14 protein-coding genes are annotated in these 18,254 nt (G+C 36.5%); 11 read left to right on the plus strand and 3 right to left on the minus strand.

Going from position 1 to position 18,254, the window contains the following annotated elements; translation table 11 throughout:
• The first annotated feature begins 32 nt into the window (after positions 1–32).
• The 3 genes from GH741_RS18180 (at position 33) to GH741_RS18190 (ending at position 3,843) form a co-directional block, all read left to right on the plus strand.
• The gene (locus tag GH741_RS18180; protein ID WP_153738189.1) at positions 33–941 is read left to right on the plus strand and encodes a diacylglycerol kinase; all 909 of its coding nucleotides are present in this window, start codon (positions 33–35) and stop codon (positions 939–941) included.
• Positions 942–1,215: 274 nt separating this feature from the next.
• Positions 1,216–2,595 carry a 23S rRNA (uracil(1939)-C(5))-methyltransferase RlmD gene (gene rlmD / locus GH741_RS18185; protein ID WP_153738190.1) on the plus strand — a complete coding sequence of 460 codons (1,380 nt, stop codon included), beginning with the start codon at positions 1,216–1,218 and terminating at the stop codon, positions 2,593–2,595.
• A gap of 228 nt (positions 2,596–2,823) precedes the next feature.
• Entirely contained in the window at positions 2,824–3,843 is a 1,020-nt protein-coding gene (locus GH741_RS18190) for an alpha/beta fold hydrolase (protein WP_240795563.1), read from the plus strand.
• A 195-nt stretch (positions 3,844–4,038) separates the two neighbouring features.
• On the opposite strand, the gene GH741_RS18195 is transcribed toward GH741_RS18190, so the two are convergent.
• On the minus strand, positions 4,039–4,302 hold the full coding sequence (locus GH741_RS18195; RefSeq protein WP_153738192.1) for a YesK family protein: 264 nt from the start codon (positions 4,300–4,302) through the stop codon (positions 4,039–4,041).
• A 326-nt stretch (positions 4,303–4,628) separates the two neighbouring features.
• Between GH741_RS18195 and GH741_RS18200 the strand changes: the two genes are divergently transcribed.
• From GH741_RS18200 to GH741_RS18210, 3 genes are all read left to right on the plus strand, one after another.
• On the plus strand, positions 4,629–5,924 hold the full coding sequence (locus tag GH741_RS18200; protein WP_338079564.1) for an L-lactate MFS transporter: 1,296 nt from the start codon (positions 4,629–4,631) through the stop codon (positions 5,922–5,924).
• Between the two features lie 122 nt (positions 5,925–6,046).
• The gene (locus tag GH741_RS18205; RefSeq protein ID WP_153738194.1) at positions 6,047–6,424 is read left to right on the plus strand and encodes a hypothetical protein; all 378 of its coding nucleotides are present in this window, start codon (positions 6,047–6,049) and stop codon (positions 6,422–6,424) included.
• A gap of 22 nt (positions 6,425–6,446) precedes the next feature.
• Entirely contained in the window at positions 6,447–7,724 is a 1,278-nt protein-coding gene (locus GH741_RS18210; RefSeq protein WP_153738195.1) for an erythromycin esterase family protein, read from the plus strand.
• 43 nt (positions 7,725–7,767) lie between these two features.
• Here GH741_RS18210 and GH741_RS18215 read toward each other — a convergent pair whose 3' ends face one another.
• On the minus strand, positions 7,768–10,821 hold the full coding sequence (locus GH741_RS18215; RefSeq protein WP_153738196.1) for an efflux RND transporter permease subunit: 3,054 nt from the start codon (positions 10,819–10,821) through the stop codon (positions 7,768–7,770).
• Positions 10,822–11,436: 615 nt separating this feature from the next.
• Here GH741_RS18215 and qoxA point away from each other — a divergent pair.
• From qoxA to qoxD, 4 genes are read left to right on the plus strand one after another with little or no spacing between them, the layout of a single operon-like run.
• A complete protein-coding gene (gene qoxA, locus GH741_RS18220) occupies positions 11,437–12,453 on the plus strand; it encodes a cytochrome aa3 quinol oxidase subunit II (protein WP_153738197.1) in 1,017 nt (338 codons plus the stop codon).
• Positions 12,395–14,419: a cytochrome aa3 quinol oxidase subunit I gene (gene qoxB / locus GH741_RS18225; RefSeq protein ID WP_420809409.1), complete on the plus strand. Its 2,025-nt coding sequence runs from the start codon at positions 12,395–12,397 to the stop codon at positions 14,417–14,419. Before qoxA ends, qoxB begins: the two co-directional genes overlap by 59 nt.
• Positions 14,409–15,014 carry a cytochrome aa3 quinol oxidase subunit III gene (gene qoxC / locus GH741_RS18230; RefSeq protein WP_153738198.1) on the plus strand — a complete coding sequence of 202 codons (606 nt, stop codon included), beginning with the start codon at positions 14,409–14,411 and terminating at the stop codon, positions 15,012–15,014. The genes qoxB and qoxC overlap by 11 nt, the downstream gene beginning before the upstream one ends.
• A complete protein-coding gene (gene qoxD, locus GH741_RS18235; RefSeq protein ID WP_153738199.1) occupies positions 15,015–15,317 on the plus strand; it encodes a cytochrome aa3 quinol oxidase subunit IV in 303 nt (100 codons plus the stop codon). It begins immediately after the preceding gene.
• Between the two features lie 62 nt (positions 15,318–15,379).
• Here qoxD and GH741_RS18240 read toward each other — a convergent pair whose 3' ends face one another.
• The gene (locus GH741_RS18240) at positions 15,380–15,643 is read right to left on the minus strand and encodes a hypothetical protein (protein WP_338079555.1); all 264 of its coding nucleotides are present in this window, start codon (positions 15,641–15,643) and stop codon (positions 15,380–15,382) included.
• Positions 15,644–16,946: 1,303 nt separating this feature from the next.
• On the opposite strand from GH741_RS18240, the gene GH741_RS18245 reads away from it, so the two are divergent.
• Positions 16,947–18,230: an MFS transporter gene (locus tag GH741_RS18245; RefSeq protein ID WP_338079556.1), complete on the plus strand. Its 1,284-nt coding sequence runs from the start codon at positions 16,947–16,949 to the stop codon at positions 18,228–18,230.
• Positions 18,231–18,254 lie beyond the last annotated feature (24 nt).

Genomic DNA, 18,254 nt, shown 5'->3' on the forward strand with positions numbered 1-18,254 from the left:
AAAATAAATGGAAGTCTGATTGGGGGAGACCTATGAATCGTGCACGTATTATCTATAATCCTACATCAGGGCGTGAATTGTTTAAAAAAGAATTACCCGACGTTTTGCGACGTTTTGAAGAAGCAGGTTACGAAACTTCAGCCCATGCAACTACTGGCGTAGGTGATGCAACAAAAGCAGCTAGAATTGCAATTGAGAGAGAATTTGATGTGATTGTTGCAGCTGGCGGGGATGGAACTATTAACGAGGTAATAAATGGGATAGCAGAAAAAGATAATCGACCGAAACTAGGAATAATCCCAGTGGGGACAACCAACGATTTTGCTAGAGCGTTAGCCATTCCAAGAAATATTCAAAAAGCAGTTGATGTCATTTTGGAAAACAAAACAAAAGCATTGGATATTGGTAAAGTAAATGACCAATATTTTATGAATATAGCCGGAGGCGGCAAGTTGACAGAATTAACTTATGATGTACCTAGTAAGTTAAAAACAATGCTAGGACAGTTAGCGTATTATCTTAAAGGGATTGAAATGCTTCCATCCCTAAGGCCTACCAAAGTTCAAATTGAATATGATGGTAAAATGTTCGAAGATGAGATCATGCTGTTTTTAGTGTCAAACACGAACTCGGTTGGAGGCTTTGAAAAATTAGCTCCAGAAGCGTTAATGGATGATGGTCTGTTTGACTTGCTAATTTTAAGAAAGACAAACCTTGCTGAATTTGTCAGGATCGCCACGTTAGCACTAAGGGGTGCTCACTTAGAGGATTCGCATATATTCTATACTAGGGCAAACAGAATTAAGGTACATTCAGATGAAAAGATTCAGTTGAATGTAGACGGTGAATTTGGTGGAGTATTACCCGGTGAATTTGTGAATCTTTATCGGCACATAGAATATTTTATACCAGATAAAACTGTAGAAAAGGAAGATAGCTAGTAATGGCAATCTTCTTTTTCTTTTATAGTGATTGCCTAGGCAAAAGATAAACAATGTCGAAACGGGTATTGATTGATGGAGCTAAGGAAAGATATTACTAACTTGTCTACATAATTTTAAGTTTGGACAAGCCATGTGATATAATTCGCTAAAAAGTCAATAAGTTCACGCATATTTCCCGGGAAATTTCGCGGATTGACAATCCATTTATTTACAAAAACAGTATGACTAAATTTTTAGCAAGGATTTGACATACATAAAAGGACGATGATATATGGAAAAGCAAAAACCACCTGTTCAAAAAAATGAAACCATAGACCTGACCTTTGTAGACTTAACTCATGAAGGTGATGGAGTTGGTAAAATCAATGGCTATCCACTATTTGTTCCTTATGCGCTTCCAGGGGAAACAGCCAAGGTTAAAGTTATTAAAGTTAAAAAGAATTTCGCCATTGGTAAATTATTAGAGATAGAAAAAGTGAGTCCAGAGCGTGTCGAACCTCCCTGTGATGTTTATATTCAGTGTGGTGGCTGCCAGTTACAGCATATGAGTTATGATCTACAACTTGATATGAAACATAATCAGGTGAAAAGTGCTCTAAAGAAAATTGGTCATATAGAAGGTATTCCCATTCACCCTACGATAGGTATGGAGGATCCTTGGAGATATCGCAATAAAGTACAAATTCCTGTTGCGCATCGACACGGTGAATTAATCACCGGATTCTACCGTAAAAGAAGTCATGAAATTATTGAGGGTATGGATCGTTGTGTAATTACTGCTGAAATTAATGATCGTATGGTCGAGGCAGTACGACGGATGGCTGATCGTCTTGGTATTACAGCTTATGATGAACAGTCTCATAAGGGAGTACTCCGCCATATTATGGTGCGTACTGGCCAAGAGACCGGTGAGACGATGATAGTTATTGTTACGAGAACAGAACAACTGCCTTACGAGGAAGAACTTGTGAAAGAGCTTCATGAAACTTATCCACAAATAAAGTCGATTATACAAAATGTAAATAAAGAAAAAACGAATGTGATTCTAGGTAAGAAAACAAAGGTTCTTTGGGGAGAAGAATACATTAATGACACAATCGGTGACATAAAATTTGCGATCTCGCCTAAATCTTTTTATCAAATAAATCCACCTCAAACTAAAAAATTGTACGACAAGGCATTAGAGTACGCTGATCTTTCAGGTGATGAAATAGTAATTGACGCCTATTGCGGGATTGGCACCATTTCGTTATTTTTGGCCCAAAAAGCGAAGAAGGTTTATGGAGTCGAAATAGTACCTGAAGCCATTTCAGACGCCAAAATGAATGCAAAACTAAACGGAATTGAAAACACGGAATTCTATGTAGGTGAAGCAGAAAAAATTATGCCTTGGTGGACTGCGCAAGGATTAAGACCTGACGTCATTGTTGTCGACCCACCTCGAAAAGGCTGTGACGAGGCATTATTGGATGCAATGCTAACGATGAAGCCAAAAAAGATTGTCTATGTCTCATGTAACCCATCAACATTAGCCAGGGATCTTCGTTTCTTAGAAGACGGTGGCTATGAAACGAAACAAGTACAACCAGTTGATATGTTTCCTCAAACGGGACATATTGAAGCAGTTGCAGAGGTTGTTTTGAAAGTGTAAGCCTAAATTAATGTCCTGTTAAAACTAATGATAATTAACGAAGTCGACCAAATAGTTTAAAACAATAGATTTGGTGGATTTTGTTGGAATTTAATATGTGTATTATGTCCCTCGGACCAATGGTTCGGGGGATTTTTAATTTTATAGAAATAAATCAGTTTTAAGCTATAATTATATTAAATTTGATAGTCCTTTTTACACACATCTGAATGAATGGAAGTGGTTTTTATGGTTTCAAAGAAAGATGATTTTGTTATTGAAAATGGAATAAGCGAAATTAACTCTATTAAGATTGGTGGTATTAATCAATCAATTCTTATTCAAGGAGAAAATCTTACTAAGCCTGTACTCTTATTTTTACATGGGGGGCCATCGTTACCATTACCAGGTGTATCAAGTAGAGGGAGTAATTATACGATTGTTACGGATACAAAAGAACTTGTAAAGCACTTTATTGTTGTATTTTGGGATCAGAGGGGTACGGGGAAGTCTTATCATAAATCTATACCAAAGCATTCGATGACATTCAGTCAATTTGTCTCAGATACAGTTGAGTTAACGGACTATTTAAGAAATCGATTTGATAAAGAAAAGATCTTCTTAGTCGGTCATTCATGGGGATCTCTTATAGGATTAAAGGCAGTCAGTGAGTATGCAGATAAATTTTATTCGTATATTGGATTATCACAAATTGTAAGTTGGACAGAGAACGATCGATTAGGACTATTATGGGCCAAAAATGAATCAAAAAGACGAAATAATAAAAAGGCAATTCGTCAATTAAATTCAGTAGGTGAACCGCCATTTGACAAAAACTTTAAACAGTGGGGTGTTTTACGTAAATGGCAGCAAAGATTCGGAACTATTATCTATTCTGATGATTTAATAAAAGGACCTAGTTTATTTTCTATTACTATTTCAATGTTAAAGTCAAAAGACTATTCATTAAAAGATATGTATCATACCTTTTATAAAGGGTTTAAACTCGTATATTCGGATGATTTTATTAAGGAAATACAAACGATTAATTTTTGCGAAACAACGAAAAAGATAGATATACCTGTAACCTTTATCCATGGTACAAAAGATATACATGTATTTGGTGAGTTACTTCAATCATACTATACTCAATTAGACGCAGTTAAAGGGAAGCGGATTATATGGATGGATAAGTCCGGCCATGTCTTTCATCCGGAGGATACGTCGAATATTGAACGACATTTAATAGAAGAATTAAAACATATTTAATAAAAGAGATAAGGAAATGAATCTGTAAAATACCACAGGAACGGTTCGTGTGTCATTATATAGATTAATTCTGAATAATACTTTAGTACATTTTAGCTACAAGTGCCCATGACGTTACATAATTAACGTCATGGGCACTTGCAACCTTTTGAATTGGTTGAATGAGATTTTTTGGGAGGAAAGTAGTAATTCAACCTAGCTTTTTTCCATAATCTTTAATACTAATAACGTTGTGATAGATGGAACACCTATATAAATACTTAAAGCCCCTAAACCAAGTCCAGTCCACCCTCCAACGATGTAACTAGATATTAGCAACACAATAGCTATTGATAACAAACTAATAAATATAATGTAAAAGGTTTTTCTTTTTAATCCAGTTTTCTTCTGTAGGAAATGAACGAGAAAGGCTAAAACAAGGGATATTATACTTATCCCTACTATAATTGATATATCCATACTAATGCTTCACTCCTTAAACTTGTTTTGTATAACCTACACTTATAATTACAATTCCTGTCTCGTCAGTTTTTTAAAAGTACTTTCAGAAACATTTATTAGTTTATTGTTCAAGCAGAGGACGGATCCACGGCTCTTTTGGATTACTGCTATCGTAGGACTTAACTTACTAATTTATCTATAAAACATATTTTATTTAAAAATGGAATACTTATATTTTTTCATTTCTGTGAACATTTTAGAGTTCAATGCTCAACTTTTCACATAACGTTCAATCTAATTACTAATTGTTTTTGTTATAGTTAAAGTATAAAAAACAAGAGGTGATTACTTTGAATAAAAATCGTTGGCTTATCGCTTTATCTGCAATAGCAATCCATTTATCTATAGGTTCTGCCTACGCGTATAGTGTCTTTAAAAATCCCTTATCTGACTTATTAGGCTGGAATAGCAAAGAAGTAACATTATCATTCACTATTGCCATTCTTTTTCTTGGATTATCTGCTGCAGTTTTTGGAAGGTTTGTGGAGAAATGGGGTCCGCGTAAATCAGCAACAATTGCTGCATTTCTTTTTTCAGCTGGTCTTTTAATTTCTGGATTAGCTATTCAGTTGGAGTCGTTGCTATTGTATTACGTTGGTTATGGAGTGATAGGGGGAATGGGTCTTGGAATCGGTTATATATCTCCGGTTTCAACACTTGTAAAATGGTTCCCTGATCGTCGAGGTCTTGCCACTGGAATGGCTGTAATGGGATTTGGTGCTGGTGCCTTAATCGCAAGTCCAGTTGCTGCCTATTTCATTCAATCTGTAGGTATTTCAACAACCTTCTACATTCTTGGTATCTCTTATTTCGTTTTAATGATAAGTGGTGCATCATATATTGCAAAGCCACCAGAAGGCTGGATGCCAAAGTCAATGCAAGAAGATTCAGCAGCAGCCATTACTGGCAAAACCAAACGTCGTCAGGAAGATCTGGCACAGTTAACTGCTAATGAAGCAGTTAAAACAAAAAGATTCTGGTTGTTATGGATTATGATGTTCATAAATATTTCGAGTGGAATTATGTTGATTTCGGTTGCATCACCAATGGCGCAAGACAAAGTCGGTATGACGGTTGTTGCTGCAGCATCCATGGTTGGATTAATGGGACTATTTAATGGTGCGGGTCGAATTTTATGGTCTTCTTTTTCCGACTATATAGGAAGAAGCAATATATTTATTATCTTCTTTTCAGTCCAACTAGTTCTGTTTTTCATGCTTCCGAGCATATCAAATGTAATTGTTTTTCAAATCTGTATCTTTATTATTCTTACCATGTACGGTGGAGGATTTTCGTCCCTTCCAGCATTTATTGGTGACTTATTCGGTACAAAACAATTAGGAGCTATCCATGGATATATTCTTACGGCGTGGTCGAGTGCAGGTATTGCAGGTCCGATGATTGTAGCCTCAATCTATGATGCCACTAATAGCTATAATGCAACGTTTTATATTTTTGGAATATCACTGGTTGTAGCACTTGCTACCGCGATTATGATGAAGTTAAATATCAATGAGGTCCGTGCAGGTGGAGTTGTTAAGGACCCAGTTAGCAAAAAGAAAATTGCGAAACTAGGTTGATCTAGTCATCAAGAAAGTCCGAATAAGAGATGAAGGCGAGTAACACTACTCACCTTCATCTTTTTTGTATTGTGATAATCCTATCAACATTTGGGAAATGTATTGGATAAAGGAGAATAGGTATGGATAACAAGATAGTTGAAGTAACAAATACAAAGCTTACAAACCAAATAGAACAAGAAATAAAAGGTTTAGTAATAACGAAAAATTTCAGATCTGCTACGGCAGAGGAATGGTATGTTTTCTTACCTAGCTACAAAGAACCAAAAAATGGCGGAGCAGCTGCCAAAGTAATTGTTCATTATAATCTTTATGGTAATCGCGATATCTTCATAAATACTACGATTATATTTGATGATCCTGCTTTATATAAAGCAGAGATTCATCCTATTGTATACGCAATATGTGATGAACTAGTTAACCGACTTGTTGGCTATGCGGATACGTTGCTAGCTGTGCATGCTGGAGAAAATTCATACCAGGCTGAATATAAACAATGAAAACACGGAGGTAGCTAACCAAATGGTAAAAAAGATAATTCAAGCAGTTCAAAAATATGCTAAACCTTTTCAAAATTCAGAAGATCTAACCCCATTAATTGACCAGATTGGTGATGCAAAAATAGTGCTGTTGGGTGAGTCAAGTCATGGTACGTCGGAATTTTATTCTGTCAGGTCTGAGCTTTCCAAAAGACTAATTATGGAAAAAGGCTTTTCAGTTATTGCAGTGGAAGGAGACTGGCCTTCGTGTCAGCATGTTAACCGGTACATAAAAAACTATAGTAATGCCAGTTCTACTCATGAAGTTTTAAAGGAATTTAAACGCTGGCCGACTTGGATGTGGGCGAATGAAGAAATAGCAGAGTTGATTGATTGGCTAAGGGATTATAATAATGAATCAGATCTAACTCAGAAGATTGGTTTTTATGGTATTGATGTTTATAGCTTATGGGAATCTTTAGATGAAATTATGAATTATCTTGAGAAAACAGAACCAAAAGGATCCAATATAGAACTAGCCCGTAAAGCTATTGCTTGTTTTGAGCCATTTAACAGGCAAGAGGATCAATACGCTATTTCCTCTTCATTTTTCTCGGAGGGGTGTGTGGAGGAAGTATCTAAGTTATTAGCTTCAATCCGTTCGGAACAAAAGAATTTCCAGGTCCAACAGGAAAGTGATTTAAATATAAAAGTGAACGCAATTGTTGCAAGAAATGCAGAAAACTATTATCGTGCGATGGTAAAAAGTGATTCAGAATCATGGAACATTCGTGATAGGCATATGGTCGAAGCATTGAACGAAATTAGAAGCTATTATGGAGATGATTCTAAAGTGATTGTATGGGAGCACAATACACATGTAGGTGATGCGTCAGCAACAGATATGAAACAAGAAGGCATGATAAATGTAGGTCAACTTGTTCGAGAGCAAAATAAGGCTGAGGATGTTTATATTATAGGATTCGGTACACATAGTGGCACGGTAACAGCTGCTGATGAATGGGGAGTAAACTTAGAGCAAATGCTAATCCCTCCAGCCCAGCGTGGATCTTGGGAAGACATAATGCATCGAGCGGGAGCATTTAATCAATTTTTAATTTTTAATGAAGAAAATAAACGCATATTTAGTGAGCTAATTGGTCATCGAGCAATCGGAGTGGTCTATAATCCTGCATATGAATCCTATGGAAATTACGTTCCATCAGTAATGTCGAATCGATATGATGCATTTATCTATATTGACAAAACAAATGGTCTTCACCCACTTCAGTTGTCAGAAACATCTATTATTAAGCAATAAAACAAGTTCTGCAACGTATCATCAATCGTTGCAGAACTTGTTATTAACCTATTATCTTATTGAGTTTGGCTACTTTTGTATCTATTGAATCAGTCAATTTTTGTTTCCCTTTGCTCTTCTTTGTGAAAATTCGATAAACAGCTGGAATAAGCAACAATGTGATTAAGGTAGCAAAAAGTAATCCTGATATAATAACTGTTGCCATCGGTGCTTGATAGTTCCCTGATGTGCCAGACGCTAAAGCTAATGGAAGCATGCCCCCAACCGTTGTTAGGGTTGTCATAAAAATTGGTCGAATTCGGTCTTTTCCAGCTACAACTAAAGCATCTTCAACAGCATATCCCTCATTACGAAGCTGGTTGGTACGATCCATTAAGAGTATTGCGTTGTTTAAGACAATTCCAATTAACATGACAATACCCATTCCTGACATGGCACTAAGTTCACGTTGAGTTAAGAAAAGTCCTACAATGACTCCGACTATAGTCATTGGTATAACAGACATGACTATAAGTGGTTGAACTAAGTGATTAAATTGGACGGCCATTACCAAATACACCAAAAATATCGCAATTGCTAACACAATAATCATGTCTTGAATCAATTGTTGTTGTTGCTCTAAATCTCCAGCAACAGAAACAGTATAGTCTGAAGGTGTTTCAAAATCATCAATTAATGCTTGAACATCACGATTGATTGCTCCTAAATCTTTGTCCTCAATATCTGCTGATACTGACATATAGCGTTCGCCATCTACGTGATTAATTTCGTTTGGTGTATTCACGTTAGTTAATGAGATAAACTCGGATAGATTTTTCTCGCCATCGCCACTAGGTACCTTGATATTGAAAAGGTCTGATTGTGTTTCAGTTTTTTGGTCCCATCTGACAGTAACAGGCAGATTTTCATCTTCAACAATTACTTCTGTTATTGGCATGTCTAGAAATGCTTGCTCGAGATACTGTTTTATTTGAGGTTGAGTTATACCGGCTTTGTCCATTGCATTTTGATCTAGTTCAATTACTTGTTCTTGAGTGGTACGTTTCATCGAACTAGTTGCCCCAACAATCCCTTCAATAGCACTAAGCTCTCCAATAAAATCATCACCTAGCGCTTGTAACTCTTCAAAATCAGATCCCTTAATATTTACCCGAACTGGATTGCCACCACCAGCACTCATAGGACTTTGGACATTTTCAATCGGATAATTTTCTTGAAGGTCTCGTAATGATCTGAATATCTCTTCATTTATATCTGCTTGTTCTCGAGTAATCCCTTCTTCTTTTGTCATATTGATGATCGTGTAAAACATCCCTCCGTTGTCCATTACATAGTTCGTTTCAACGTCCTGAATTAAGCTAAGCTCTTCGTTCATTTTCTGGACAAGCTGTTCCTTTTCTTCAGAGGAAAGTCCTGTTTCAAGATCTACCATTATTTCAGCATACCTATTAAATACATCAGGCATGATCGTCATCGGAATTTTTGTTACTAAAAATAAGGAACTGACAAACATCAATAGGAATAGTCCTAAAACTCCAAAACTGCGGCGTTTTTTCTTTACAGTCCATGAAACAAGCTTGCTGTATCCACTAAGCATCTTACTGGGTTTGTCTTGTTTAGTGTTCGTTTTAAGTTTTAGAAATTTTTCTGAAAGAGCAGGTATTAATGAAAATGAGACGATGACAGAACTAATCAGAGTGATTGCCACCACAACAGAAAGCATGATCATGATTTGACCCATTTCTCCACCTAGCATTCCAATCGGAAGGAAAACTACTATTGTCGTTAACATAGAGGCGATTACTGCTGTAGCAACCTCTTTTGTCCCTTCAATTACAGCACTAAACCGTTCAAGTCCTTGTTCTTTCTTGCGATAAATGGATTCAAGAATAACGATAGAGGAATCGACCATCATCCCAATCCCAAGCCCAAGTCCAATTAATGTTAAAATGTTCAAGCTGTAATCAAACATCCACATGGCAGTGAATGTCAAGAGTACTGAAGTAGGAATAGCTAATCCTACAATCAATGTTGCTCGGATATTGCGTAAAAATAGTAATAGAATAACGATAGCTATAATACTTCCAATAATTATGTTACTTGAAACCCCATCTATCGATTCTTTGACATAATCTGCTTGCGCTACCATCTCGTTTAATTCGAAATTTCCAACCAATCCTTCACTTCGAATACTGTTAATTTCTTTCCGCACGGCTTCAGCCATATCTAATTGTGTAACATCAGAAGTACGTCCAATTTGAACAAAAACTAAATCCTTGCTGCCATCTTTCCACACATAGGAGGAGCTTTCCATTGGTTGTAATGTTACATCAGCAATTTCATCTAACGTGATGAATTCACCCGAAACAGTGGGAATTTGAATATTTTCAATATCTTTAGCATTAGATAGTTTAGTGTTCCATCGAAGCGAAGTTAATTCATTCCCATCGTTAATTTCTCCGATGGTAGCCTCACTATTGGATTGTTGGATGGAAGTTACTACTTGGGATACATCTAATCCCTGTTGATATACTTTTTCACGGTTAAATTCGATTACCATTTCGTTCTCAACAGCACCAACTAATGATACATCACGTACTTCAGGTAGTTCTTCTAGCCGTGGTTTTAGGGTCTCTTTTGCAAAGCTAGTCATTTCGTCCATCTCTCCACCAGATACGTCCATATAAAACTCATACTTCTGGCTAGTTCCAATTTGACCAGTTTCAACCCCTTTAATCCCAGTAATCCCAGAGGTCGAAGAGTGAACAATCGATTCTACCTCTTTATAGACTTCATCACCTTTCCCGCGTTCAAGAGTTACTTGTAGTGAACTTCTACCTATATTAGTAGTCGATTGAATACCTTCTACACCATCAATGGATAGTATGCTTTGTTCCAGTGGTGTTGTAATTGTTCGTTCCACTTCGATTGCAGACATCTCTCCAGCATTAATTGACACATATGCACCGTCAAAAACCAAGGATGGCATCAATTCTTTGTCTAACTTTAATACAGCATAACTGCCAACAATAACAATCAATACAGCTAAAAGTCCAATCAAAATCTTCTTTTGTACAATAAATTTCACTAAATTCATAAAAATTCTCCGTTCTTCTTTAAATGAATTAAATTTCCACTAATTTCCTTTATCCATTTATTATCTTATCCTTATTGATAGTGCTTCATAATGAACCAGAGATGTATTTTTACTAAGACCAGAGACTTAGTTTTTGATTAAGATTCTTAGTTTTAAATTTAAAAACATGTAGTCAAAACTTTAATGGATGTTTCTATATGAAAAGGAGTTAATACCTAGTTGTAACAAAATGTTCAAAATTACGAATTGGTAACTTTGTGGTACAAGGGCTTTAATTAAAGGGTTTTGAAGCATTTTTTAAAAAATAAATGTTACCAATTAATTCCTTACATAATTCGTAACAATTGCAAATATGAAAATGTGATATTATCACTACCTAGATTAGAATTATTTTAATTGTATAGTTTACAAACTTAAGTGTTAAAAAAGTCTAAAAAATATCTAGGTCAATCTGGGATTTAGAAGTCGTGTTTCATACTTCGATGTTGTAAAAAAATTTTACTCCAGAGTTTCTGCACCCCCCAAGTTTTTGATTTTGATTTTAGACTCTGTTAAAGCTTTTTGTTGTTTTTAAATTAACTCTGAATGATAAACAGAGTTTTACTTTAAAAGGAGATGAAAGTGTTGAAGTATATTAAGTTGTTTGTCGCTCTATTCGCAGTTATCCCAGTCTTACTTCTCACTGGTTGTGAAACAAATATGGTTGTTTTCGAACCACAAGGTCCGGTAGCTAGAAGTATTATGGAACTTATCAATTGGTCTCTTATGTGGATGCTACTAGTGGTCGTAGTAGTATTTGCAATGTTTGGTTTTATTGTGTGGAAATACAGAGAGAGAAAAGAAAATATGAATTATGAGCCTCCGGAAGAACACGGAAACACATTATTTGAGATTATTTGGACTGCAATTCCAATTCTAATTGTTATTGCATTAATTATTCCTACAGTTAAAACTCTTTACGCACTGGAGGAAGTACCTGAAGGTTATGAAAATGAAGAACCATTAACGGTTCATGTGACAGCAGCTGATTGGAAATGGATTTTTAGTTATCCCGAGCAAGGAATTGAGACAGTAAATTATGTGAATATCCCTGAGGATAGACCGGTTAACTTTAAATTGACTTCTGCAGGCACCATGCAATCATTTTGGGTGCCAGCACTAGCTGGGCAAAAATATGCAATGGCTAAAATGGAAACGCAGCTTATTTTAGTTGCAGAGAATCCTGGTTCATATGTTGGTAAGAATTCCAATTTTAATGGTCGTGGCTATACTGGCATGGAATTTGAAGTTCTTGCTCAAACACAGCAAGATTTTAATCAGTGGATAGCCGATGTGAAGAATACGGCACCTGTATTAACAGAGGAGAAATATGAAGAAATGTTAAAACCAACTCACCTTGGCCGATTAACATTTAAAAATACTCATTTAGCTTGGGTAAATCATGCAGATGAGGATGCACAGACATATACAAATCCTGAATTGTATCGTTATAACGGATACCAAGGGAAGACCTTTGAAGAAGAAGATAATTATATGAACGAAAATAGCGAAACAGAATCAGGTGACCATCATCATGAAGAAAATCATGATGATCATGGTAATCATGGAGGTGACGATCATGGGCAACATTAAATGGGACGAGTTTTTTATTACCGGTGATCCACTTATTTTAGGAGCTCAAGTTTCTATTGCTCTTACGATGTTAGGTGTTTTATTTGGATTAACATACCTTAAGAAATGGAAATGGATTTGGAGAGAATGGATTACAACAGTTGATCATAAACGAATCGGAATCATGTATATTATTGCAGCTATATTGATGTTTTTCCGTGGTGGTATTGATGGATTATTAATGAAAGCACAAACCTCTAGACCTGAAATGGGGTTGTTAAGCTCTCAACACTATAATGAGATATTTACTACTCATGGTGTAATCATGATCTTGTTTATGGCTATGCCATTTCTAATTGGTTTAATGAACGTAGTTATTCCATTGCAAATTGGAGCAAGAGATGTAGCGTTCCCACAATTAAATGCATTAAGTTTTTGGTTATTCTTTAGTGGGGCAATGCTTTTCAATATCTCTTTTGTGATTGGCGGCTCTCCTGATGCTGGGTGGACATCTTATTTCCCGCTTGCAGGGAAAGAGTTTAGTCCTAGCATTGCAAATAATTACTATGCGATTGCCTTACAGATTGCGGGAATTGGTACCCTAATGACGGGGATTAACTTCATTGTCACTATTTTAAAGATGAGAACAAAAGGTATGACATTAATGAGAATGCCGATGTTCACATGGACTGCTTTAGTTACTTCAGGTATTATTGTCGCTGCTTTCCCGATCTTTACAGTAGCACTAGCATTAATGAAATTTGACCGTTTATTTGGAACTCATTTTTTCACTGTTTCTAGTGGTGGTTCGGATATGCTATGGGCTAACTTATTTTGGCTGTGGGGACATCCAGAAGTTTATATTGTAGCACTACCTGCCTTTGGTATATTCTCAGAAGTAATTGCGACGTTTTCACGTAAACAATTATTCGGGTATAAATCGATGGTATATGCAACTGTAGGAATTGCATTATTGAGCATGGTTGTCTGGGTTCACCATTTCTATACAATGGGATCTGGTCCGGGTGTTAACTCTTTCTTCTCTTTAACAACAATGCTAATTGCTGTACCAACAGGTATTAAAATATTCAACTGGCTTTTCACGATGAGAAAAGGAAGGATAAAATTGTCTTCAGCAATGCTGTGGGCGTTGGCATTCATTCCTACTTTTACTATTGGTGGTGTAACGGGAGTAATGCTAGCGATGGGTGCAGCTGACTTCCAATATCACAATACACTTTTCTTGGTAGCACACTTTCACTATGTTCTTATACCAGGTGTAGTATTTGCGGTGTTTGCAGGCTTGTATTATTGGTGGCCTAAGATGTTTGGTCATATGCTTAACGAGCGCCTTGGAAAATGGCATTTTTGGTTATTTAATATAGGTTTTAACGTAACATTTATGCCAATGTTCTTCTTGGGATTGAATGGTGCCGTCCGACGTTCTTACACGTACTCTGCAGAGTCAGGATTCGCGCCGTTATTCCTTCTTTCAGCAATTGGATCAGTTATTTTAGCAGCAGGCTTTGCAGTTTTCTGTTATAACATTTATTGGAGCATTCGCTACGCTGACCGCAACATTTCAAGTGACCCTTGGGATGCTAGAACACTAGAATGGGCGACAGCTTCACCAGTTCAGCATTACAATTTTGCTAAGCTTCCTGAAGTTAAATCGTTCGATGCATTCTGGCAAATGAAAAAAAATAATGAAGGATTAACGTTGAAAGATAGCGAAATTGAGGAGATTCACATGCCTAGTAACTCAGGCCAGCCTTTCATGATGTGTGTTATTTTCGGTGTTGTTGGGTTCTTCCTCGTGTTTGAATGGTTTATCCCTGCTGCCATAGCTTCTGTAGGGATTATCGTTGGATTAATCTATCGTTCGTTTGATTATAACGATGGATATCACATACCTGTTGAAGAAATCTCAAAAACTGAAAGTACTTGGAGAAATGAGAAAGGGGAGGTGCATAAACATGTCGGCTAATGTGAACACTTCTTTACCTTTGGAATATCAGACACATCAAAGTCGAATGAATATCCTTGGTTTTTGGATATTCTTAGGAGCTGAGATCGTTCTATTTGCCACGCTCTTCGCTGTTTATGCTGTACTTTACCAAAACTATGCAGGTGGCCCGACTCATCAAGACATTATTATGATTAAAGAAGTTATGATCCAAACACTTCTTCTATTAACAAGTAGTTTTACTTGTGGTCTAGCTATCTATGAGATGCGTCGTAATAACGTCAAAGGTTTAATAAGCTGGCTAGTCATTACCTTATTGCTCGGGGCAGGCTTCCTATTTATGGAGATTAACGAATTTATTCATTACATCCATGAAGGAGCAACCATGCAAACAAGTGCGTTCTTATCCAGTTTCTTTGTTTTGTTGGGTACTCACGGTGCCCACGTCACATTAGGTATTGGTTGGGCGATAATAGTTATTATTCAACTGATTAAAAGAGGTCTAACACCAGTGACCGCTCGTAAAATATTTATAATCGGTCTGTACTGGCACTTTTTAGATGTAGTGTGGATCTTTATCTTCACTTTCGTTTATTTGAAAGGGATGGTGGGGTAAATGGAAAAAGAAGTAAAAAGATTTCCGGTAAGTCATGTAATTGGGTTTCTAGCTTCATTGGCTTTAACTTTTATCGCAGCGGTGATTGCTCTAAAAACATCATTATCTTTTAAAGCGATCATGTGGATTATTGGTTCTTTAGCAGTGATTCAGGCAGGTCTTCAGTTATTCATGTTCATGCATATGACTGAAGGAGAAGATGGTAAAACGAATATTATTAACATCGCTTATGGAGTGTTTGTGGCGGTAGTTGTTGTTGTAGGATCTGTATGGGTGCTAACATCTGGACATGCTGCACACTAATAAGCGGTTGAATTAGAAAAATCCGGCTATTTTTAGCCGGATTTTTGTTTTCTTTAATTGTTTTATTGGGTTTTAAATTCATGCGTAGTTTGTTTAAGTTGACTATAGTTATTAGGGCTTTCAGTAATATCCTGCATCAAGTTTAGGCATAAACTACACCCAAAAGTCATCATTGAGGCTACTAAAATCCCTAGACCAATCGATAGTAAATAATCTGAACTGATACCGCTCGCAAAAAAGCTAGACATGAACACGATAAAACCTAGTAATAACCCAAAGGTTGTAATTCTTTTAATATGTAACATAAATCTTAACTCTTTGCTCACTTTACCCATCCCCTTTGAAATTTATTTTCACATTTGTTCACAAAATTGTCAAACATTTCGTTCACATTTTAGACAAATTTATTCAGGGCAATGGGGAAGACGTTGGAATCAAATTAATTGGAAAAGGGTGCCCTGTAAAAGGGCACCCTCTGTAATGTAACTTGTTTAGTTAACAAGTGTAAAAATTAAATTTATTTTTTCAATTGTATAAATTGCCGCGGTACAATTTCCACCTGGTGGTTTTAACCTATACGATGTAAGCCCTACCTCTCTTACATCCTTACGACTCCGAAGTCGATCCAGTGTGAATAAGTCTTGCTATACTATCAAAAATTATTAGTTAAGTTTTTAGTCAAACGATAGTATGAGAAAAACATGCTTTCGCTAGATTGGTGCGAAAAGCTGAAGTTTTTCTATAAAACTCTTGGCAGAATGCCAGTAATCTTTACATTTCCATTACAAGTTACTTCTATGGCGAAGTAGATTATGTATTATCTCATCTATTAAATATAATGTCAAGGTATGAATTTGATAATGATAATATTTTCAAAATGGATGGTTATCAATTGAAAAGATAAGGAACAATGGTATAGTTTCTTATGTGTAGGCTCTTTTCGTAATTATTGTGAAGTGTCGCATTTGATGGAAAATGCGTCGTATCGTAGCTACTAGTTAATTTGCGCTTCGGGCAGTCGCTTTCCGCGGGCAACGCTTCAACTTCCTCGGAAGAAAACCACTTCCTCGGAAGAAAACAACTTCCTCGGAAGAAAACCACTTCCTGCGGGATTTTCAGCCGTCGCTTTTCCCGTAGGAGTCGACTGCCCTACGCTCCAATCACCATCTTATTTACAACAAATGAAAGAGAGATGGATATAGTTTGAAAGCTAACGTAGTGTAGTTCCGTAGCTTAGAATAGCTTTATGTTTAAGAAGGAAAAACCTCCTCACATAGGAATATGGGCTTTAGTCTTTATCCTTAATTAATCAGAACGCTATAACAAGTGTAGGCAGAATACGTAGACTCCTGTGGGAACAGTGCGCTCCGAAGACCCCTCAGAAGCGTTCTGTGCTTCTGAGGAGGCTGAGGTCGTGCCCACGGAAAGCGAAGTATTCTGCCGAAACGGTGTATAGCATCTGTTTAAAGACAGAAGGTAAAAAGTAAATACCAAGCAAAAGTTACGCCGCAATCTATAGTTGATGTATCAAAAATAACAATCTTTTAGAAACAGTCTATGGATATAAAATTCCTCTTTTTCCTCCTACTTCTACAGTAATTCCTTTTGTTTTTTTCAACGAAAAGGAGTGTGACTAAAATAATAAAATTTAAAAATATATATTACGGATGGGTAATTGTGTTTATAGCAGCAATGGGTGCTTTTTTCTCGGGGCCAGGACAAACCTATTCCAACTCAGCATTTATTGATCAATATATTAATGATTTTGGCTGGTCTCGTTCTCAAGTTTCTGGTCTTTATTCGTTGGCGACCCTTATAGCAGGTATATGTATGATGTTTGTCGGACGATTTATTGATAGGCTTGGACAACGTTTTATGATGGTGTTAGTAGGGTCCGTCTTAGCTTTTGCCTGCTTCTATAATAGCTGGGTTTCAAGTATTTGGATGCTAGGATTTGGTTTTTTTATGATTCGCTTGTTTGGTCAAGGGAGCATGTCACTTATACCGAATACACTTGTAGCACAGTGGTTTATAAAGAAAAGAGGCTTGGCTTTAAGCATTATGACTTTGGGTAGTTTTGCCAGCGCAACCCTTTTTCCTATCCTAAATACCTGGTTAATCCAAACATGGAGTTGGCAAACGGCTTGGCGATTTTGGGGAGCGCTAATACTTATTATCTTTATACCACTGGTATTAGTGGGTGTTAGAAATAGACCTGAGGATATGGGATTAAAGCCCGATGGAGACCTTTCTAAGAAAACTAACAGCAAATCCAATCCTATGATAGGAACACCAATATCTGTAGCAGAAGAAGATTGGACTTTAAAAGAGGCAATGAAATCCAAAGCCTTTTGGGCTATTTTAGTCTGTGTTGGAATACCTGGTATGATTAATACTGGGATTACCTTTCATATCATTTCAATCTTTGGTACAAATCAATTGTCGCCAGAAATAGCGGCAATGGTTCTGAGTTTAATGGCTATTGTTGGAATACCGATATCACTAGTATCGGGATATATTACAGATAGAATTAAAACGAATTACTTATTATTATGTATTTTCGGGATAGAAGTGTTATTACTACTGATGCTACTAGTGACAACTAACTTCATAATGGCAGTTTTTTTTGGGACATTATGGGGGGTTGCTCATGGAATTGAGAGAATTGGTTTAAACATCATTTGGCCAAATTACTTTGGAAGAAAATATATAGGAAGTATAAATGGTGTTGGTGCAACTGTAGGTGTAATTGGATCGGCATTTGGTCCATTACCTTTTGGTGTTGGTTATGATTTGTTCAACAGCTATTCACCAATCTTACTTATCACGCTTATCTTTCCTGTTATCGGAGCAATTTGCGCATTAATAGCTAAGAAACCAGTTAAGTCACAAGTTCTAGGTTCATACCAATAGTAGCTTAACTCTTAAGAAGGGAGA

The organism is Aquibacillus halophilus (assembly GCF_009649745.1).
In the GTDB taxonomy this organism is placed as follows: Bacteria; Bacillota; Bacilli; order Bacillales; family Amphibacillaceae; genus Aquibacillus; species Aquibacillus halophilus.

Coding starts and splice junctions, on each gene's coding strand:
- GH741_RS18205 (WP_153738194.1), top strand. CDS start 6,047: ATGGATAACAAGATAGTTGAAGTAACAAATACAAAGCTTACAAACCAA.
- qoxB (WP_420809409.1), top strand. CDS start 12,395: ATGAAGAAAATCATGATGATCATGGTAATCATGGAGGTGACGATCATG.
- qoxD (WP_153738199.1), top strand. CDS start 15,015: ATGGAAAAAGAAGTAAAAAGATTTCCGGTAAGTCATGTAATTGGGTTT.
- qoxA (WP_153738197.1), top strand. CDS start 11,437: ATGAAAGTGTTGAAGTATATTAAGTTGTTTGTCGCTCTATTCGCAGTT.
- GH741_RS18180 (WP_153738189.1), top strand. CDS start 33: ATGAATCGTGCACGTATTATCTATAATCCTACATCAGGGCGTGAATTG.
- rlmD (WP_153738190.1), top strand. CDS start 1,216: ATGGAAAAGCAAAAACCACCTGTTCAAAAAAATGAAACCATAGACCTG.
- GH741_RS18195 (WP_153738192.1), bottom strand. CDS start 4,302: ATGGATATATCAATTATAGTAGGGATAAGTATAATATCCCTTGTTTTA.
- GH741_RS18215 (WP_153738196.1), bottom strand. CDS start 10,821: ATGAATTTAGTGAAATTTATTGTACAAAAGAAGATTTTGATTGGACTT.
- GH741_RS18190 (WP_240795563.1), top strand. CDS start 2,824: ATGGTTTCAAAGAAAGATGATTTTGTTATTGAAAATGGAATAAGCGAA.
- qoxC (WP_153738198.1), top strand. CDS start 14,409: ATGTCGGCTAATGTGAACACTTCTTTACCTTTGGAATATCAGACACAT.
- GH741_RS18210 (WP_153738195.1), top strand. CDS start 6,447: ATGGTAAAAAAGATAATTCAAGCAGTTCAAAAATATGCTAAACCTTTT.